Annotated in this window: 2 protein-coding genes and 1 riboswitch (1 of these 3 running past the window's edge); both genes read right to left on the bottom strand. The window is 57.9% G+C overall.

Annotated features, from left to right (window positions below; genetic code table 11):
- Nucleotides 1-66: 66 nt before the first annotated feature.
- Nucleotides 67-1,740, bottom strand: coding sequence for a PorV/PorQ family protein (locus tag NTX59_03240; protein MCX5784682.1), 1,674 nt, complete (start codon nt 1,738-1,740; stop codon nt 67-69).
- A 4-nt stretch (nt 1,741-1,744) separates the two neighbouring features.
- Nucleotides 1,745-1,824: riboswitch (cyclic di-GMP riboswitch) on the bottom strand.
- 178 nt (nt 1,825-2,002) lie between these two features.
- Nucleotides 2,003-20,930: the 3' portion of an Ig-like domain repeat protein gene (locus NTX59_03235; GenBank protein MCX5784681.1), read on the bottom strand. Its footprint extends 13,433 nt past the window's final position; only the last 18,928 of its 32,361 coding nucleotides appear in the window; the start codon falls outside the window, past its right edge; it ends in the stop codon at nt 2,003-2,005.

Here is a 20,930-nt window from a genome sequence, read left to right as displayed (position 1 = left end):
AGTTCCTTATAATATTTTCTGTCCCTAGCCGCCAGCCCCCAACCCCTGCAGTTATTGCCCCTGCCGTTATTTTATCTGCTGTAGGAATTCTTTCACTATCTTATTATCAGGATTGATGTCCAACACTTTTTCCCACATCACCTTGGCTTTATCTTTCTGATTCATCAGATAGAAAGAACTGCCCATTATTTCAAGAGCGGTTTCATTATTCGGCTCAAGTTCAAGTATATCCTGGGCGCGTTTCATGGACAGGTCGTACTTCCCGTCATAAATGGCCTGGCGGGCGTCGTAGGTGCGCTGGTCTATGTAGGTGAATATTTCCGGCCCCTCGGGCTTACGGGAAAGTTCGGTGACGCCGGCTTCTTTCTCCACCATATTCAGGAGCGAGAGCAGGTGGTCGTTTTTGGAGTCTTTGTTGAAAGCGTGGCGCAGAATATTGACCGCATTGTGCAGATCCTTGCCGTCCACATAAGCGATAATGCCGCGCCGGGCGAGCGTGGGCACTTCTTCGACGCCGGTGGCGTCGGGCACATAGTCCACGGCGGCGCTCAAGCGTATAAGCATGCGTTTTATTTCCATGTTGCCGGGATCGGAGTCTATGGCGTTCTTAAGCTTCTCTATGGCCCTTGTGAAATAACCGGCCTTGAAGTATTGCATAGCCTGGCGCACTATCGTGCGCACATCGCTGTCGTGCTTGGTTTTATTGGACTGGCCCATGCGCATGGTAACCGAGAACCTTGTGGTGGTGCCGAGCGCATGAATGCCCTGCGATATGTCAAAGCCCAGGCTCTTGTACTTTATGCCTACTCCGAAATCGGCTTCCTGAATGCCGGGCGCGCCCATTACGCCGAAACGCAAAGCCGCCCAGTACATAAGCCAGTACTCGCCTCCGAAACGCCAGTTCATTGCGGAGCTCTGCGGTTTGATAAAATCAAGGCCGAACAGCAGGCTGCCTTTAAAAAGGCTGAGCGCCTGGCCTAATTTCAGGGTAAGAGGCAGTTTGTCTTCGGTGTCGCCGGATGCCATTGAGAACACATTCTGCACACCTATCGCCATCCTGTAGGTTGGGGAAAATTTCTGCATCATGGCGATGTCTATTGCGTTAAAAGAGTCTTTTGAAGTGTCAAGGGAACGGGTGATATTTTTCGCCATGATGCCGAAGGAAAGCTTGTCGGACACATCGCGGCCCCACGAGAAAGCCATGGCGCGCTCCATGTTGTCAAAAGAGCCGAGGCTCTTTATGTCTATTATTTCGTCGCCGCCGGGATTTGCCGTTATGGAAATTTTTTCAAAACCCAGGGATTTAATCTGCGTCATGCTCACGGCCCAGGTGCCCCTGGTGGAGGTGGGATGGGCGTAGGTAAAGAAAGAAAGCGTGGTATCGGAGAACATGGTCGCCTGCATGGCGGTGAATTCACTGCGCTCAAGAAGCGTAAGCCCCGCCGGATTCCAGTAAGAGGCCGAGGCGTCGTCGGCCACGGCGAAGAACGCCCCGCCCATGCCAAGCCCGCGCGCGCCGGCGCCGTAAGACATGAACTGGCCGGGCTGTCCGCCGCCCTGGGCCAGCAAAGCTGAAGGCTGAAAGCTTAAGGCTGCGGCAAGAAAGAGCAGGGAGAAAGAGAATTTTTCCAGGGCGCCGACGGAAACAAAAAGCCCCGTGGAAAGGCCCAAGCGCTCAATGCGCTTTACAACGGCCCATATTCCAGACGGGGCAAGTATATGAAATACTATGCGTTTCATCGTTTTCGGCAACCTGACCCCCGCCGTACTTAGCGGGTCTTGGCTTTGCGCCGCCGGCTTTGGCCGGCTTTGCTATTATCGTAACATTGCACTATTACAAATTAGTTACACTTTTGCTCTCATACATAGTATAGCATGTATAAACCATTTGTCAAGGCCCAGGCCATTGACATGTCAATAGCAGCGGATAGAGGCTGGCGTATAGGGGTTTAGGGAAGGAGTTCCTTATACCCCCCTCACCGCTAGCCCCCAACCCCTGCCTTTAATGTATTATTCCCACTTTCCTTAGTATGGTTTTGCTTCCCTTGGGGCTTGAGGCCTTCACACGCACTATATAACCGCCCTTTGACACAAAGCCTCCAAGCTCGTTTTTACCATCCCACAAAACGAAATTGGGTCCAAGTTTTCCGCCGTCGGAACCGCTTGAGAAATGATACTCTTTAACCACATAGCCAAGCAGGTCGTAAAGCGTTATAGACACCTCGGCATTGTCGTTTAAGGCGTAGGTAATGGCTGTTTTCCCCTCCACACCGCCCTTTCTGGTGTCCACGGGATTCGGATAATTGGAAACATAAACAGGCTTGCCGTTTTGATCATTATATAAAGCGCCGAACAGGCCCTTTTCAATGTCAATTGTAACGCCGGCAGGGTCCGACGCGCCGGACCAGTCGGAATGCAGACCGGCGAAGTTCCAGCTGCGCGCCCTGTAAGTGTAATACTTTCCCGGCTGATGCGATGTCGGGCTCTGGCCGGGATTTATGACGTCTCCCACGCTGAAAACATTGTTTACAGCGCCGCCGGTCTTGAAGCCCGGCACGGCCGCTATGGTTTTCCACACGGAGTTCGTTCCCTCGCGCTCCTGAATTTCGTACGACATCACATTGGACTCGTTATCCTGCGAGGCGCCCCACTTAAGCGAGAAAACGGGGCCGGAAGCCGTTCCCTTGGGCACCTGGGGTGCGGGGATACCGGGCACGGTAGGCGCCGAGGTGTCTATGCGGTAAATCATGAGCGGCGCGCCCGCCTCGCTCGGGATATAAGCGCCGGACGCGGTCACGCCCCTTACCGAGAGCACATAACCCCTGTCGGAGACCGTCTCCCCCCAGGCGGTGTGCGGCCCTTTAAACGAGCCCTGCACGCCGCGCGTGTCTATTCTGAAAGAAGTCGCGTCGATCTTTGTGACGGACATTATTTCATTGCCGACATAAACAAGGCCTTCCTGGGCGAAGCCCTCGGTTGAGGCCACCGTGAAACTGGAAGAATTAACGTCTATGCGGGTGGTCAGGTGCGTAAAATGTCCGGGCGAAAGAGCCACATTGCTGACCGTGCCGGAAAGGATATCTCCTACCGGCTGCCAGGAGCCTTTCATGCCGGTCGGATCCGAATAATTTCCGCCCAGCGTCAGCTCATAGGACGCCACGGGGCCCGAAGCCGGGTTCCACATGGCCGACAGCTCCGTGGTTTTGGACGCCCAGGCCGAGGGCAGGGCGCCCATGTCGGAAACGGGCAGCAGCAGGCTTGAGTTCTGCACATTATCGCCTATGAAGTAAAGCGGCTTGCCCGACCCGTCGTCAAATATTTTATCCGAAATATAGTCATTGTTGGTGTCATAGTCAAGTATACCGTCGCCGTCTATATCAAACGAGGGCATACCCGTGTTGGTCAGGCTTATATTGACGCATTTGCCGGTGCCGAAGAAGTCAAAATTGTCCGGCTTTCCGTCGCCGTTTATGTCCATAAGAGGCTCGGACGGGCCGCATTTGGTGTACGATGAGGCGTATATCCACGGCATGTTGTCCGCGGCCAGGGGCATATTGTTGGCGCCCAGCACCAGCGCGCCCTGCACCGTCATGGAGGCGAAGGCCGGGTAGCCGGCGGCGGTGACCATTATTTTTTTATAAACGGGCGTCAGCGGGATGACCGAGGGGGATACAAGCACCAGCCCCGAACTCAGCGGGAATTTGTCGGTATAGTTCTGCCCGGCGGCAAGGCTCCAGCCGTTGGGTCCCTTAATATCGTAGAAAGAATTCAGCGAGATGCCGGCCAGATGGCCCAGAGTGCTCGCGCCGGTCATGTCGGTGTTCCCTATGGAAACCACCACATGCACGATGACAGTAGTGGTTCCCACGGTTATATAAGGCAGCTTCCCGTCCGTTATATTTATGGTCGCGCCGGTCTTGAAAGAACAGGAAGAGCAATGCTGCACCGAGCCGATGAGCGAGTCCGCCATCGGAGAGAACGCTCCGTCGCCGTCGTCCTTCCAAAGCGAGATCTTTGAGATATCCCCGTCGCCCATGCCGGCGGTATCGGTGCTTATGGTGCCGTTCTGGAACAGGTGTATCTGGCCGATGTTCACATAGTCGGAGAGGGACTTTAAATCAAGCGTGAGCACCGGCACATTCTGGGTGTTGCGTTCTGCGGCCTTGGGCGCTATGCTGTTGGCGGAAACGCCGAGCGTCAGGGACTTTATGGGCACCAGGCTTGAACTGAAAGGATAGATATCCGTACCCGTGCCCTTGGGAAGCAGTTTTGTGATCCCCTGATAAACCCAGGGGCCCACATCATGCGGCGTGTTGACGGTCAGCCAGGACTTGTCCCCTATACTGACGCCTATCTTGTTGCTTTTCACGGCTGTTTCGCCCACGTCGTAGCTCACGAAATAGGTTTGAGCCAGCGGCGAGATCGTCTGCACCTGCGACAGTTGGATCTGCAGCTGGGTGTTCAGGGGGTTGATCTGGTCATAAAGATCGACCTTCACCGCGCTGGAGCCCTTGTCGTGGGTAATAACGGGGGTAGGCAGGTCGCCAAGTATGTCTCCGCGAGAGATAAGGCTGAAGTAAGGATGCCCCGAAACCGCGTCATACCCGGCGGTGGAATAAGTGACCAGTTCGGCGTTGTCAAGATACAGCCTGCCCGAAGACGGGAAGCCGACAGTTGAGTCCACCACCAGCTTGAACGGCACGGCCGCCGAGGCCGTGTCTGTGTTCTTAAAAGGCAGTTCAAGCGCGGCCTCCGCCCTGGATATATCGGTATCGTTCACATCCAGCGCGTCGTTCTGGTTCGAGTCCTGTAAAATATGCACGAATTTAACGTCCGTGTTCTTGGCGAAAGGCGAACCTGGGTCGTTAGAGGCGCCGGTGCGCTGCAGCTTTATACCCGACCAGCGGGCGCTGCCCGCCTCGGTAATAAGGTTAAACCTTATCATGGGCACTCCCTCCTGCGCCTGACCCGCGCCTCCCTGCGCGACCAGCTCGGAGGCCACGTCGTTGGCGCCCAGGTCCATGTTTGAGCCCACCTCCACGACCGTTCTTTGCGCGGTGATCGCTCCGGTGGAGAAGATGATCTGATTGGGCACGCCGATCGTCATATCCGAAGCCGACAGGATCTTCAGCCCCATGGTGGTTTTCACGCTGGCGTACTGCGCCACATCGTAAGTGATAAAGAAGCAGGCCGGCGCCGTTGTTACGAACAGCGGCTTTTTGAGCGTCAGGTTGACCGTGCCGGCGGAGAACGCCTCATTGCCGTAAGACATCAGGTTCGGATAAAGGCCGGAAGCGTCCGTGGAAACATCCACCGCGCTGAGCAGGCAGTCGCCGTTGGAGTCTTTCCACACCTTTACCAGGTCTATGTCTGAATCGTTGGCCGTGCCGGTCCTGTTCACGCGCAGAGCCTGAACTTTGGCGGAGGTTTTATCCACATACATGTTCATGGCCAGAAAGCCCACGTTCTTGTCGTTCTGCGTCACGGTTACGGGCGAAACGTCGTCCGGCTCCATTGTTATCGTGTTAAACACGGGCAGCAGCACCTGCACCTGGCTCTGGGTCGGGGACGGGAAATAGGAAGTGTGCCCGGCACCCTCTGGCCCGAATATAAAGCTGGTTACACCGGGCACTTCCACGCCCGTGACGGAGTTGGGCGGCGTAAGCGCTATATGCGAGAAATTGGCGGCCCTGTCCACGCTGAGGGAGACAAAAAACACCGTCGACGTGGCGCTTACCACCACGTAGGGCTGTCCCTTGAGGGCGGGGTCTACGACGCTTATGGTGACCCTGCCCACCGGGTCGGGGCTCACGCCGAAATGTCCGCGGCCGATCACGGTATCGGTGTAGTTCTGGCCGGTTGCCGGGTCCCGGTCAAAGATCCCGTTGCCATTATCTTTCCACACAGTTACCTCACTCACATCGGAGTCGTAACCGTTAAGGTCGTCGGAAGGTTCGGAAGTTCCGCCGTCAGGCTGAAGCCTTTTAAGTTTAACGCCCTGCCAGCGCACGCCATAGCCGTCGGTAGTCACGGTCAACTTGAGCATCGGCCAGTTTACAGTCCCCTGGAAAACCTCGGTTCCGATAACGGCTCCGGAACTGTGCTTCACCATCACCGAGCCGAACTGCCCCCTTTCCACATAGAGGAGCGCGCCGGCGGTGGTGTCGCCGTAATGGATGATCTCGTTGTCAACCACGCAATAGCCGGAAGAGTTAAGGCCGGCGGTGGAACTTATAACCCATGCCGGGTCCCCGCTCGGCCCCGTAGTGGCTATGTCCTGGGCGAGAACCGGCGCCGCCGTATTTTGCGAAAGCGGGGATGCGAATATCGGCCTGGACTCCACCGTGACCACGCTTGGAGCCGATATTACGGCGCGCATCCTGGAGGTGAAGGGCAGCGGCGAGCCCGTGTCGTAGTAGTTCGGCCATGAGAAAGCGTCCCTTGCTACGTCATCCATTGACGGGCTTCCCATAGGGAAAGACTCCGCAGTTAAATAAGCGCCGATATACCTCGGAAGGCCGTAAGCGTCGTTCGGCAAGGCGGAATCCTTCATATCATAGGTAATGAAGAAACGCTGTGAAACATTGTCAACCTGCGCCTGCGACTCGCTCAGCAGGCGCGCCGTCGTGCTGATATACACTTTGGCAGCCAGCGGGCCATAAGAGGTGTTTCCGAAAGTGCCGGAGCCTATCAGAACATCGGAGCCGCCCAGAAGGCCGTTGTTGTCGGAATCATACCAAACCTTTACCGCATCCACGTCGTTCATTGCGGTACCGTCCTCTACCACGGCGCCTGTGGCGAAAACGATCAGCCAGCGCCACAGGGCGTCCGCTGTATCCGTCTTCGCGGTAAGCGAAATTATCGGCTGGTTCAGCTTTTTCTGCTGCAAAGTATCGCCCATGGTGGTATCGATGGCGTTTATCGTAACTTTATCGGCGTATTCTTTAACCTTGCCCACCAGCGATACGGAGAGGCTCGGACCGATATTATAGGTGCTCATCTGTTTTGGCGCCTTTATGGTGAAATAATCGGTGCTTCTGATGGAAAGGCCGAGATTGGCTAAATTATCCACCGTGGCAAGCGGATCTATGTCGTAGGTGATAAAGTAGTCCTTGGGAGTAACGAACAGAGACTGTCCGTCCAGCGTGCTGCCGAAGCCTTTAAGGGGCAGTATGGCCTGGCCCGATATTACGGTACCTGAAGACCAGCTAAGCGCCGTGGTGCACTCGGCGCCCCTTGTAAGGCCGTTAAAGGTGTTCGTAATCACGTTCACGCTTGAGTAATATACCACCTCTTTCAGCGCCGGGTCGCTCTGAGCGTCGTTGATTATAAGCCTGCCAGGCGCCATGGGGAACGTGGTGTCGGAAGGGAAGAATTTCTGTATATCCAGCACTTTTATGGCGCCGCTATCAGGCGCTAACGGCAAAGCCAGGACGCCGGTAGGGAATACTCTGTTCTTCGCGCCCACAAGCAGCACTTCGGTGTCCTTTACGGTAGTGGTTGTTTCCAGCAGGCCGTCGCCGGTCGAATCGTACCACACGTCTATCTTTTTAACGTCGGAGGCTTTATTATAAAGAGGCGCGCCGCCTGAACATTTAGAGGGGTCGCCGCCGTTCTCGGACGAGTTTATCCACCTGTCAAGCTTAAGTCCCGTCCACACGGCGGAGCCCTTAAAGGTGGAGCCGTTAGGCACGCCTATCTGCATCGTAAGCCTGGCTATGGCCTTGTTGACGTCATTCTGAGTCACAAATGTGGGTTTTGAGAAATTATTCGGATCAGCCTTGTTCATAGCCGCCAGATACACGACATCGCCGGTGGCATAAAGCGGCACGGTCGAGGAAGCGATCGGGCTGAAGGCGACTATCACGCCGTCGGTCAGGCCCACGCCCGAAGTTTCAAGCCTGGCTCCGTGGGTTATGGGGGCCGCGGGCGCCGCCGGGGAAGGCACCGCGTCCGACGCGAATTCATAAACCACAAAGTAGGTCCTGGTGGAAATGGTTATGTTGCCGTCCATGCCGGCGTTGCTCAGCGGCAGCGTGAAAAGTTCCGTATCCGACGGGTCGGAAACAGGCGGGTTGTTGGGATCGGTAATTTCCTTGTCAATGCTGCGATTAAAGATACCGTCACCCAGCGTCCAGGCATCGTCGCCCGTGCCGGACGCGTCAAGGAAAACCCTCACGCTCAACAGGTCGGAGCCCAGACCGGAGCCGGTTTTTATTATCCGGAAGGACTTCAGTGTGGCCACAAAGCCCTCCGTCCAGGCCTGCAGTTTCAGCATGCCGGCTCTTTCCAGTCCCTGCTCAACGTAAGGATACTGGTCCGGCTCGAGCAGGACGCCGCCCACCGTGGGCTGCCACCAGGCGCTTATATCGGTGCCTTTAATATGCACCTTGGCGGGAGTGTTCCGCACCGGCGAGGTGGAGGTGAATATTGGGAAATTGTTGGCGGCCACGCCCACGTAAGTCGACACCAGCACCACACTGGTCGGATTCTCCACGATAAGCGCCAGATTCCGCGGCGTGGTGGCCCCGGTGGAGATGCGCACAGTGAGGAAGAAATTCCTCGGGGTATTTGAGATCAGCACCGCGGTGGAAAGCTTTATATTAAGATCGTCAAAATGCCAGCCCATGAGGCCCGTGTCGTAAACGCCGCTTGAGATGAATATGTCGGTCAGAGGCCCGCCAAGCGTGTTTTCCCCGTCAAAGATTCCGACCTGTCCGTTTACGGGGTTATCGGCGTAAAGCCCGGCCTCCGCCACATCCGAGTAGGGTAAAGTGCCGGAGCTCTTTACCAGAATGGACTGCAGATAGGCGGACGGGGAGCCGGCGGGCGAGGTCTTCATGGTAAGCCTCAGCATGGGCACGGGCGACGGGGTGTCGCTCGTAACTCCGTCACCCTGGTAGAGGGAAAGCCGCGTAAGGCCTATTGATTGCTTGACCGAAGGCACCGGGTCCTCGGGCGCCAGGTCGGTGGGAATTACTACCAGGCCCGACAGTTCAACGTCCGGGTCCGAACCCACGGGCAGGCCGCGGGCGCCGTCCCCCGTGTAGCCGTAGGTCGTCGTCGACTTGTAATAGTCCCAGACGCTGACCTTCAGCCTTTCCACGAAAGTGTCCATCAGCCGCAGCTGGCGCTCGCCCCGGTCCCCCGTCACGAAAGTGTAATCAGTGGTCTTATTAAACCCGTCGCGCAGATCCGCGGACCCCGTGGAGTTGGTGCCCATATTTATCTTGCCGGTATAGTATTTGCCGTTTATACCGTCGCCGGTGGCGATGTTTCCGAAACTATCCCGGGCGCGCATCGTCACCGAGCCGGCGATATTCACGCGCAGCGGGGTGGACAGTGTGTACGTGTGATGCAGCGTGAAATAGGACGCGGCGTTGGGAGTTATGTACTGGTCCTGCGTTACCCGCGGCAGCGTTGCCTCAGTAACCCCTTGGGTGGAGATGATCGAAGTGTCGGCCATTATGGTAGCCGTGCCCACCTGGGTATCCCACACATAGATGTCGGCATAGGACCGGCCCGAATAGATTTCGAAGTCCAGCGGATTGGTTTTGAGCAGCTGCCAGCCGTTGCCTCCGGACTGCACGGGTTTCGCCGCGTCTATACCGCCGTACGTGCTGCTGCGCGCGGCGGAGAAGCGCACCATGGTTGTGGTATCGGTGGTAGTTGTGTTTTCGTAACGGTCCCTGAGCACCATGGTTATTACGGTCGGCGTGGTAATGTTATGCGCGTAATCCTGGTACTGCACGGTGGTGCCGGCCACCAGGCGGCGCGGCTGGGTGTAGAACAGCAAATGGTCGGGCTGAGCCGCGATTATCGTGTAAGAAGAAACGGCGGGCTCCCAGCCCTGCGGCACCACCGAATTTATGGTGAGAGTGTGGGTAGGCGCGGAAACCAGCGTATCTATCAGGTAGAAGCTGGTCGCGGACTCACCCAGCGCCATCTTAGCGACGCCGGGCTTTGCCGTAAAGCTGGAGACATCCGGCGATGAGAAGGTGACGCGGCCCAGGGAATCAGAATCCAGCTTCAGGGCCACGCCGGCCCCTTCGGAGTCTTCCTGCCCGGCCACCAGCGGCGTAGGATTGCCGTACTGGTCCTCTATGGCCACCACGAACATCTGGGAAGTCGTCCCGGCTACTATGGTCTGGCCGGCGTTCTTTGTGACATTAACCTTGCGAGTCTGGTCGGGGAGCACGGTAACGGACTGGGTTGAAGCCGTCCAGTCGGTATGGTCCTGCGCCTCGATACTTATTATCGGCTTTACAGGCACGGAAGAAGCGTAGACCCCGGAAGCCGTGGTATCCAGATAATAGAAAGTGGCCGCATAAGCGTCCAGCGGAATGTCAAGGTAAGTCACAGGTGAATCGAACACCGGCAATCCGGGAAGCGTCAGGCTGGAGATCGAAAAAGCAAAAGAATCGTTCAGCGCCGAAGCCTGGCGGGTGAAAGTGGACAGCTGCACGCGGACCGTTTCGGTGGCCACTGAGGGGTTGTCAAACCTGTCCCTCAACTCAGGCTTGAAATAGCGCACAACGTCCAGCAAGTCGGTAACCTTGCCCGCTACGAGCGTGTTGGGCTGGTTGTTGAAAGAGACCTTGGATATTTCCATGGGGTCCATGCGCAATTGGTGTACGATCTGCATGGTACCTTTCCCGGCCTGTATCTGCCAGTAGCCGGGACGGGCGCCTTCAAAAGTATTGGAGGACGGGGACACTCCGGAATAAGAGGAGGTCCTGTCATGGTAGCGGAAAGACACCTGCGTCTGGCTTGGCATTATGCTGGCCAGGATGATGAAATGGTCGTTCCCGATGTTGCGGAAGCCGTAATCTCCGTAATTGGTGGTGGTGCCCCGGATGCGGCCCAGGTCGGTATGGATCGTATACTGGTCGTCCGGCAGCGTGAGGGGAATGTCGGTCTCCTCCTGCTTGGTAAGATTGTCAAAGTCATCGCGGCGCTCTATCGTAAAGAAGGCTCCGATGCCGTCCCTCTCCTGTATACCGACCGTGGCCGCCGGCTGGCTGGAGATGAACAGCAGCTTGGAAGGCCCGCCGCCCGTGGTGGTCAACTTGCCGCTGAGGTTCTGTTTTGCGGCCAGGTCCAGGGTGTAGGCGACGGGGTCGGTGGTAACGGTGGTCGTTCCCATCCATATACGCGCCCAGTCGCCAGAGTGGCTGGAAACCATGTAGGCGACCTGAGTGGAAACGCCAACCTGGCCTGAATCGTCGGTGTACATGAGGGTTGAAACGCCCATATCAAACCAGTCGAACCCGTTCTTGTACAGCAGCGTGCCGGTGGAGCCGTAAACTTCGGATATGGAAATGTAAACCGGCACCCCGGCCGAAGAAATCGGATTGTCGTAGATGTCGGAAAGCTGCGCTGTCAGCGTCTGGCGCCCGGGCGAGACTTTTGTGCCGGCCGGCACTTCTATGTTGGTATCGGGGACAACGCGGTAAAGGCTGGGAGGCCCGGGCAGGACAAAAATATTCGCCGGCGGCGAGACCTTTACGACGTCGGGTTCCAGCGAGTCATAGGCGCCCAGAGTATTTATCCCGGCCTTGCGCATGGTAAACCAGTTGGGAAGGTTCTTAACGCCCAGATCAGAAGGAATAAAATTGGTCGTCTGTGATAAAAGGCTAGGGAGCTGGTTAAAGTCGTCCAAGGCCACCAGGTCAAAAATGGCTGTTCCAAGGTAGACATTCGGGCCTGTATCGCAGTTGTTTTCAAAGGCGTCTTTAACATAGAGCGTGGCTGAGAAGGGTACGCCGGCCACGACCGTGGTGGAGGGCAGCACGTAAACCATGTGAGTGGCGGGTCCGGTCTGGACGGTGAGAGTGGAAACCCCCCTTGTGTAGGAAGCGGCCGATAACGCGGTCGTGGCCGCCACTACGGTGTAGGAGCTTACAGAGGTCCGCGCGTCAACAGTGAACACGGCGAGGCCGTCAAACAGCGTCTGCGCGGCCGGCGGGACAGCCTTGGGGTCCTGCGGCAGCGAAAGCTTCACCTCCGGCATCATGGCCGGCGGGTAAGTATCCTGGGCCGCGCCGGAAAGGTATGTTGCTTTGTTGTAATACATATCCGTCAGGTAAACGCTCGCGTACAGCGCGCCTGTCCCTATAACGTGAATGGAAGGAGGGCCGCTGCGCCCGGGCCAGGAAATCAGCGGATCGAGGCAGGGCGGGCTGACATTACATTTGCCTTCCACCAGCGACTGGCCCGGCAGCACCACCTCAAGCCGCACACCGGTTGAGGTGTAAACCTTGAATAAAGACTTTGCCGCCGCGTCGTCATTGCGGCAGATGCTGTCGGGGGCATTGCCGCTGCAGACATAATTGTCGGCGGCGCTGACCGGGTAAGCCTTCAGAGAGGACGCCGCTGACCGGGTCACCAGGGTCACCGGCATCTGCGCGGTCCCCTGGTTCAGTATCGCGCTTGAGGGTTCTATGTCGTACAGGTCCGAGGTATTCACGTAAACCGTAGGACCTTTTGCGAACCCCTTGTAAAGGTTCATGTACGGGTCCACCAGGTTGACGGTCACGCTGAAAGGGACTCCGGCAGTCCGGGTGTCAACGGAAACCATCTTTCCCCCAGCCGGGTAAACGCCCGAGCCGGGCACAGCCGTTTCGCCGGGCACCAGCAACTGCAGCCCCACCGGCGCCGCGGGGATGACGGTAAAAGTGGAAGATTGCGTGTCGTCCGAAATACCGGAGTGTCCGTAGTCGGTGGCGGTAAGGTAATGGGTGGCCGCAGTGCGCATGCTTACGTACATAAGGTCGGTGTAGCCGACGGCGGTGTTTATGGGCGCCGTGCTGACAGCGGGCGCATATTTATCAGAAGGCGTGCCGACCTTCACGTCAAGGGGCCTGCCCGGCACAAGGTTGGAATACGCGTCAATAACGCCTACGCGCACCCCGAAGCTGGCGCCGGCGGTCTGGTCCTTGGCGGCGCCGACCTTGCCCGTGCCCGTGCCCGGGAGCAAGCCCTGGTTAAAATCCTCCCCCGGCATCAACAGAAGCAGACGCACAGGGTCTCCGGGCGACACATTTACCGTCGTGGCCAGATCCGGCGCCAACGTCGGGCCCCAGGGAGGAACGGCGTTCACCAGCTCCGCGCGCAGGACGTTGTCTCCCGTGCGCGCCGGGGTGACCATAAAGGTGCCGGACCCGATGATGACCTGCGATAAAGGGCTGATTTGTGTGTAATGGTCGTCCGAAACAAGGCGTATTTCCTGGCTGGCACCCGGGGTCAGGTTCCAGAAAGCGTCGGTAATATCAACCGTGACGTTGAACGGGTAGCCGGCCTTCTGGCCCGTGGAGGTGCCGCTCCGGCCGTTGCCCAGATTGTCGCCCGGCACGCTGCTTTCGCCGGGCACCATGGCGCGCAGCCTGGTCGGATTGCCCGGGTTAAGAACGAATTCGGAACTGAGGGCGCCCACAAGGTACGGGTCGGAGCCGCTCAGGTCCGTGGCCGTGATGATCGCCGGGCCGGCGCTCCTCAGGTTGATGTTGTTGACCGCAACGCTGCCGTCCGTCATGTCAAAGTCGCCTATATAACTGGCGAACATATCGTCCGACGTGACCCTGATATTGCTCTTGTTCACTCCGTAAACCCGGTTGTAGCGCGTGTCGGCGGCGTAAACCGCGACGTTGAAATAAACGCCGGCCGTCCGGGTGGAAATGTCGCCGGCCACGCCGTAAGGCTCCGTGGTCTTACCGGGCACAAGATACTGGTCCGGCAGGACAAACATCATTTTCACGGGCGCGCCGGGGTTGACTGTCACGCCCGAGTCAGTCTGCGAGTCAAGATTAGGAGGCGACAGGCCCTCGTCAACGGCGTTGATCACCAGGTTTGAGGTGGCGGCGCTGGGGATAAAGGAAATGATGGCCACGCCGTTGTTCAAAGGCGTGGCAGGTTTAGTGCTGGCATAGACGTCATTCGATGTCAGCTTCACCTTTCTGGTGTCGGATGCAAAGTTCCAGTACGCGTCCACCGAACGCACCTCAATGCTGTAGTTGGTGCCGGCCGTCAGCGGTCCGGCGGCACTGGCGGATTTACCCGTGAGAGAGCCCTCAACCGCCGTTTCCGGCGGCACAAGGAGCTGAAGGGCCACGGGTTTGTTCGGGGCCACTATCAGACCGCCGACCGTATCAGTGCTGAATTTGGTGGCTCCGGTGTCGGCAACCTGCACGGAGAGCCCGGCACCCTGGTTCCTGGTCGCGGGCGCGAAAGTGAAGATGGTAGTTCCGTTCACCAGGCCCTGCTGGAAGACAGACGAGGCCAGCCCCCACGCTTTGATATAAGGGTCGTTCAGGAAAGACATCTCAACCACCGGGGTATTGGAGGAGACGCTCATAAAAGGAGTCGTTCCTTTCACCACATTATAGTAGTCGTCCACCAGGTTTACGGTCATACTGGTGTACACGCCGGCTTTAAGCGGCGTTACGGAGCCGCTTCTGCCTCCCGTAGCGGGATCGGCCGTATAAGGCGGTTTACCAGGGTCGCCGGACTGGCCTCCCGCCAGCAAATGCAGTTTCACGGGAATATTCCACCAGACCGTCGCGGGGTTAGGGGTGAAATATGCCGAGGTGGCGGACGGCAGGGCGGAGCTTTCCGCCTTTATGGTGTGCGCGGCAGCCACCACGGGCGTAAAGATGAAAGCGGTGGAGCCCGCAACAAGGTTCTGCTGCGCGGGGTTTATGTCGTAAGGGTCGGTTGTTATGTCGGCGGAAACCTGGAATCCGGCCGCGGGATCGGTGTTATAGTACTTGTCCGTCCCGTAAACGGCCACCGCGAAGGGAGTTCCCGCCAGCAGGTCGGAGGGCGTCCCGCTCTTGCCGAAAGGCGGCACGTCGAACTTGCCCTGCACCCGGCTTTCACCGGGCAGCAGCGCCACCAGCCGGTCGGCCGACAGGGGGGTTATCGGCACATCGGAGGACGGGTTGTTCAGGTTGGGATAAAGCCCCTGGCCCGCTACGATCGTGTGCCAGCCGGCGGGATCGGCGGAATAGAAAGTGCGGGAGATGGTGGCGGAGCCCACGAAATCGACAAACCCGTCCGGGGAAGCCGTATCGTTATTGGGATCCGTATCGGAAACAAAGGCGTGCACGGCGGAGGACACCACCAGGTTCCAGTACTTGTCCGTCGCCTGGACAAGGAAAGACACATTGGTGCCGGCGGGTATGCTCCTTGGGGCGCCCTTTTTGCCGGCCAGACTGCCGGGATCCGGCAGCTCGCCGGCGTCATAGTCGGCTATCACCTGCAGTCTGTCGGCGGCGGCGGGGCCCACATTTACGACAACGGCGCCGTGTATGTTCGCGTTGTCCTTGTCCACCACGAACAGGTTCCTGGAGCCGTTCTTCCTGAGCCGTATCGGGAAAGTCGAAACACCGTATTTGCTGTCAGGGAATTTATACTGCTGCGGCAGGCCGTGGGTCTCGTCAATGAAGGTATCATCATCCATCACCTCCGGCCCGTCGGTGGGGAGGTCAATATGGAAAGTCACCGTGCTCTGATAACTGGCTGCCGTATAGCCGGTCCCGTTCTCGGCGTCCCTGGCTTCCACGGTCATATTGACTATCTCGCCGGCGCTGATATTGGTCTTCTCCACGGTCACAAGGAAACTCTTGGCGGTGGCGGCGATATAGAACTTGGGGCCCATGCTGATATTATCCTGCTGGTTACCCGCGTTATCCGTCGCCCTTACCCAGGCGGCGTAGGGGTCTTTGCCCCGGACCCAGCAGGTACCGGCGGCGCGCGCGGCGTCGTCGGCGCAGATAAGCCCTTCATACTGCCAGTTGCCCGCGCTGCCCGGCGCGCTCGCCTGGACCCACTTCGGCCCTTCCGAAGCGGCTGTCCAGGAGGAGCCGGCCCAGAAGTAACCCGTGTCGTCCCAGCCTTTTCCTTTACCGAAGTCAAGCGGCCCCGAACCGCCCATGTAAGGCGCGGTATCCCGGAACACCATTATCTCCGCGCTGCCTTTCTGCCAGGCCTGGGTCGGATGAACGCCGGAACCGGTGCTGTTGTATATGTCCTGGCTGTTAAAGCCGGGGTCCGAGGAATTTCCCTCAATAAGCTCGGTATCCTCGTAGACTATGGTATTGGCGGGATATACCAGCGAGGACTGCGGCTGTGTCGTGTCAAACAGGAATCTGGACTGTCCCACCGCGGATTGCACATTCCCTATTGCGTCGGTGGCCGAGGATTTGACTATATAATGCTTTTGATCCTCGAAGGGCATCTGGCTCGCCGTGTAAGTCCAGGAAGAAGGATAGAGGTTGTCAAGCGGTATCCAATACTCGCCGGGTAAAGTGAAGCCAAAGCCGGAGGAATACATGGCTCCGCCCGGTTCGTCCTGGCTTAAGACGGATATTTGAGCGTTGGCGACTCCGCTTACAGGGTCCGCGGCGGTGCCGTAAATAAAAGTGAGCGAGTTATAAGCCATGCCCTGGCCAGGCTGTTCGGGCGCCGACAACGGCGGCTCATTGTCAAACACGAAGGTCCTGGTGCTGCTGCTGAAGTCAACCTGCTCGTTCGTGGTGGCGTCAATGGCCTTGGTCAGTATATGGAAAGTTTTGCCGTTAAGTCCGTCGTGAGTGCCCTGCTTCCAGGCGAATACATCTTCGCCCGGATCGGTGAAATCAATGGAATAGGACCAGGGATCCGAACCGCCTTTAGGGCCGGGCGCGCCGGCGATGGACGACCACCCGGCGTCAGTGTTGGACCAGTGCTTGCCTTCGCCCGAAACAACGGGGCTCCAGTAATACGTGTCCGGGCCGTTCAGATACCACATCTTGATCGTGACGTTGCTTATTTGAGAACCTAAGTCCTTTGAAGTGCCGCTTATCTCGGTCATGGAAGAATAGTGAACGCCGTCCGTCGGCGGATAAAGTATCATGGAGACGGGCGGCGTCTTATCAAAACTGAAGATGGAACTGGTTATGCGATAGTTGCCGGCCTCGTCCATGGCTTTCGCTTCCACGCTCAGAGTATTGTCCCTGTCCGGCCAGGGAACTCCGGATGAGTCGTAGCTCCAGTTGAAAGCGCCGCCGGGGGCAGAGCCCAGCGCCACATTCCATATTTCAGGGTAACCCGGACAGTTGTTGTAGAATTGGACCCAGGATGGAAGCGTTACCCCGGGGCAGTCTCCCGCGGCGTCCAGCCAGTATGCGTCTAGCTGCTGATCGTGGATCCTTACCCACGGATACTTGACGCTATAAACGTCGCCCGCGGAGCCTGTGATGAGAACGAGAGGTTTGCCGGTGATATTATAGCGGTTGTTGTTAAGCGGCCGGGCTATAGTGATCGTCGGGCTTGAAACATCAAAAACAAAAGAACTGAAGGCCGTGGGCGTCTCGGTATTGCCCGCCACGTCATAAGCCCGCGTCTGCATGGTGTAAAGGCGCCCGTCCTGCAGACCGTCGTCCTGATTATCGGCCGGCGGCAGCTGGGTGTCCTTTGTCCAGGGAGACCCCGACGCGCCGTTCAGCCAGGCCTCTGAGGGCGCCCAGATAGACCCGTTCCAATATTCGAAGCCCGGGGCGTCGCGCCGTATCGTGAGCTGTGTGCCGACTACGCCTGACGGGTGGGAGTTGACGTCCTGCGCCGTGCCCGTTATCAGCGCGAGACTTTTCACGAAGCCGTTGGCCTGGGGAGCCGAGACCCTGGACACCGGCGGGGAAATGTCGTAAAGCACCACCACGTTAGAGGGAGCCGTGAACACGTTGCCGGCCTGGTCATTTGCGGTAACCTGGATGTTATAGTTCTTGTTGTCGGTCAGAGGAGGCACATCCGCGCTCCAGGTATAGTTCGGTCCCGCGCCCGATAAGACGGCGCCGATCCACTTATGGGTGACGGAGTCGAAAGTTGAGGTGTCCGTATCGTACCAGAGCCCGCTGTCGTCCTCCTGCATCGAGACGGAAACGGACTTTACGCCGAATCGATCGAAGGCGGTGCCGGAAACCGCGGCCAGCGCGTTCAGTTTGCCGCGGGGATCCGGCAAATTAAAGGGGTAGGTTATGGCCGCCTCGGGCGGCGTAGTATCATAGGTGAACGTGACAGATGGAATGTCCGTCTCGATGTTGGGCGGAGTAACATTGTCCGAGGCGCGCACCTTTATCACATAAGTGTAGCCGTCGCTCCAGTACGGCGCCGTAAAGCTCCACTTCGCGTCCGCCACATTGTAAGAAGCCTCCTGCAATTGCACGCTGAGCGGATGGAAAGCCTCGGAGGTCAGCGTGAAAGTACCCAGCCCGAGCCCGTCCCAGCAGAAATTCCCCGGGGTTTTTTCGCAGATGCTCACCTCTATCTGTCCCTCGGCGGAGATGCCGGCCAGGTTGTCCAGCGCGGTGCCGGTAATGGATTTCAGGCCATTCGTTTTTATTATGGCATTGTCTTTGGGCGCCGTCACCCTTGAGACGGGCGGCGTAACGTCATACACGATGTTGGCGTTAGTGACCACATTAGCCAGGAGGCTCGGGTAGGGGTTATGCGTCGGTACCGCGTTATCCTGTACCCGCACCTTTACCGTGTATATATTGTCTCCGGCCTTGGCCACGGCCGCGGCAAGGCTTGGCGGCGCGTAAACCCAGGTGCCGGAAGAAGCGTTCAAAGCCGTCCAGCCGGTGGCCGGCCACCAGGAACTTCCGCCGCTGATCTGGTCGGAGAAATCCGACGAGCCGTCGTAATAGAAAGGGTCTGATATATCCCCATAGTATATCTGCACCTGCACATTGCCCGCGCCGGCTATGCCGGAGTTGGTGGCGGGATTGGGATCGTTGGCTGTGCCGCTCACAAGTTCCAGCGAGGATATGTTTATATTCGCCTTCGGCGTGTTTATCACGGCAAGCGGCGCTTTTTTATCCATGGTGAACGTGACTGAAGACCCGTTATCCGTGAAACCAGCCTGGAGATTGCCGGCCTTGTCCAGCGCCTCGGCCCACATAGTGTAGCTGTTGTTATCCAGCCAGTACGCGGCCGGCAAAACCGCGGTAACGACCCAGGAAGACTGATAGACCGCGGCCGGGGTTGAAACCGTGGGGTCCGTATCGTTCCACTCGGAGCCGGTCCAGTACCTGTTGGCGTTATTATCTTTTATATGCAGTTTTATGGACTGTATCTGCGCGCCGGCCGGAATGCCGTTGGCCGCGTTGTAAAGAACCAGGTCCTCCTTAATAGTGCCCGAGCCCACTGAGACCGCCGACCTTACCTGCCCGCTATAGACGGAAGTGATCGTGGCGGTGGGAGCCGTGATGTCAAAATTAAAATAATTCTCCCCGGTCAGCTCGGATTCCGTGCCCATAAGGAAGCCGTCGGCGTAAGTCGTATCCGAAGCTTTGACGCTCGCGGCGTACCGCACGCCGTTTATTAAAGCCGCCGTGGGAGAACTCACCGTGTATTCCCAGGTGGAGCCGTAATACGCGGCCGTACTGCCAGCCTGGTTCCAGACGGCCGTGAAAGTGGATGCCTCGTTATCCCAATACCGGTTCGTGAAGTCGCCGTTCAGGGCCTGCAGCTGGAGCCAGACCTTATAAATGCCGGCGGCGGGCGGCGTGATTCCCGGCGGGTCCATAGCCGTGCCGGACAATACGGGAATGGCGTTGTAATACATTTTCCCGGAGTCGGGCGTCATGACCGAGGCAAGCGGCGCGGTCATGTCAAAGTAGACCTTGCTGATGTAGGGCGTTTCGGCCACGCCCCATAAATTATAGCCCGTGGACTTGAAATTGTAACCGGCAGCACTCTCCTGAAATGGCGGCAGACTCGCGGTATTGGTATAGCTCCAGTTGCCGTTGCCCGGGATCGTGGTAAGGGTCGTGGAACTGTAGCTTACCTGCCAGGACCTGCTGTTGAAATTCCAGTAGGAGTTGTTGTTCAGATCCCTCAAATCAAGCGCGATACTCTTGGTATCCGAATTAGCCGTGCCGCTTATACCCGTAAGGCTCTTCTGATACCGCATGTGGCCGGGCACCATTATACCGGTGGCGGCGGGCGGCGGAGAGAACCTGAACCTCCTGTAACCGGGCGCGGCGGCGGACTGGGCGTTGCCCGCGTTGTCCGTGGCGCTTGTGGTGACGATATACCAGCATTGGGCATTGAAAACCGCTGCGGAAAAGTTCATGTTCCAGATATCCGTCCCGTAATCGTATGAGTCGACTCCCAGCCAGACTTCCGAGGGCTGCCAGATGGAGCCGTTCCAGTAATACCCGTTGGCGTGCGTGTCCATGCAGTCCGAAGCCTGGCCCGCGCCGAGATCCTGCTGTATCCTCACCTGCACGGCGGAAATATCCGCTATAGGCACGCCCAGCGTAAGGTCCGACGCGGTGCCTGAGATGAGGGGAACGGAGATAAAACTGCCATTGTCCGGCGTAGGCGTAGTGACGCTGGAAACCGGCAGCACCAGGTCCAGCGTGACGGTGGACTGGTTGAAATTGAAATCGGAATAATTGCCGGCGGCGTCCTGCACTTTCACCTTAATGACAAAAGTCGAACTGGACCTGCCCAGCGCCCAGGTATTGGCGCCCGCGGGAGCGTTGACGGGCAGAGAAGACGCCGCCACGGTCCAGTTGGAAGAAGCCGTTATGGCGCCCGAACTGTACCCTGTCTGCCACGAGCCGGGGGAACCGAATTTCCAATACTGATTCGGCGTCCTGCCGGTATCCGAGAGTTCCACCCAGATGGTCTTCAGACCGCTCGGTATGGCGTTGCTGAAGATCTTGGGGTCCAGCGCCGTGCCGGACAAAGAGGATAAACTCTTGAAATAGCTGAGGTGGGACGGCACGGACATTCCCGCGCTCGGAGTTGAATAGTCCAGCACGAAAACCGCCGTGGAATAGGCGACTTCGGTATTGGGCCCGCCTGTCCCGGGCGCGGGTTGAGTGTTGTCCCGCGCGTAAGACTGGACTTCAAACCTGAAACCGTTGCCCTTGTCGCCG

The sequence above is a fragment of the Elusimicrobiota bacterium genome (assembly GCA_026388155.1).
Classification (GTDB): Bacteria; Elusimicrobiota; Elusimicrobia; order Elusimicrobiales; family UBA9959; genus UBA9634.
The sequence above is the reverse complement of the archived record's forward strand: the minus strand, read 5'-3'. Positions and strand labels throughout refer to the sequence as shown.

Coding starts and splice junctions, on each gene's coding strand:
- NTX59_03240 (MCX5784682.1), bottom strand. CDS start 1,740: ATGAAACGCATAGTATTTCATATACTTGCCCCGTCTGGAATATGGGCC.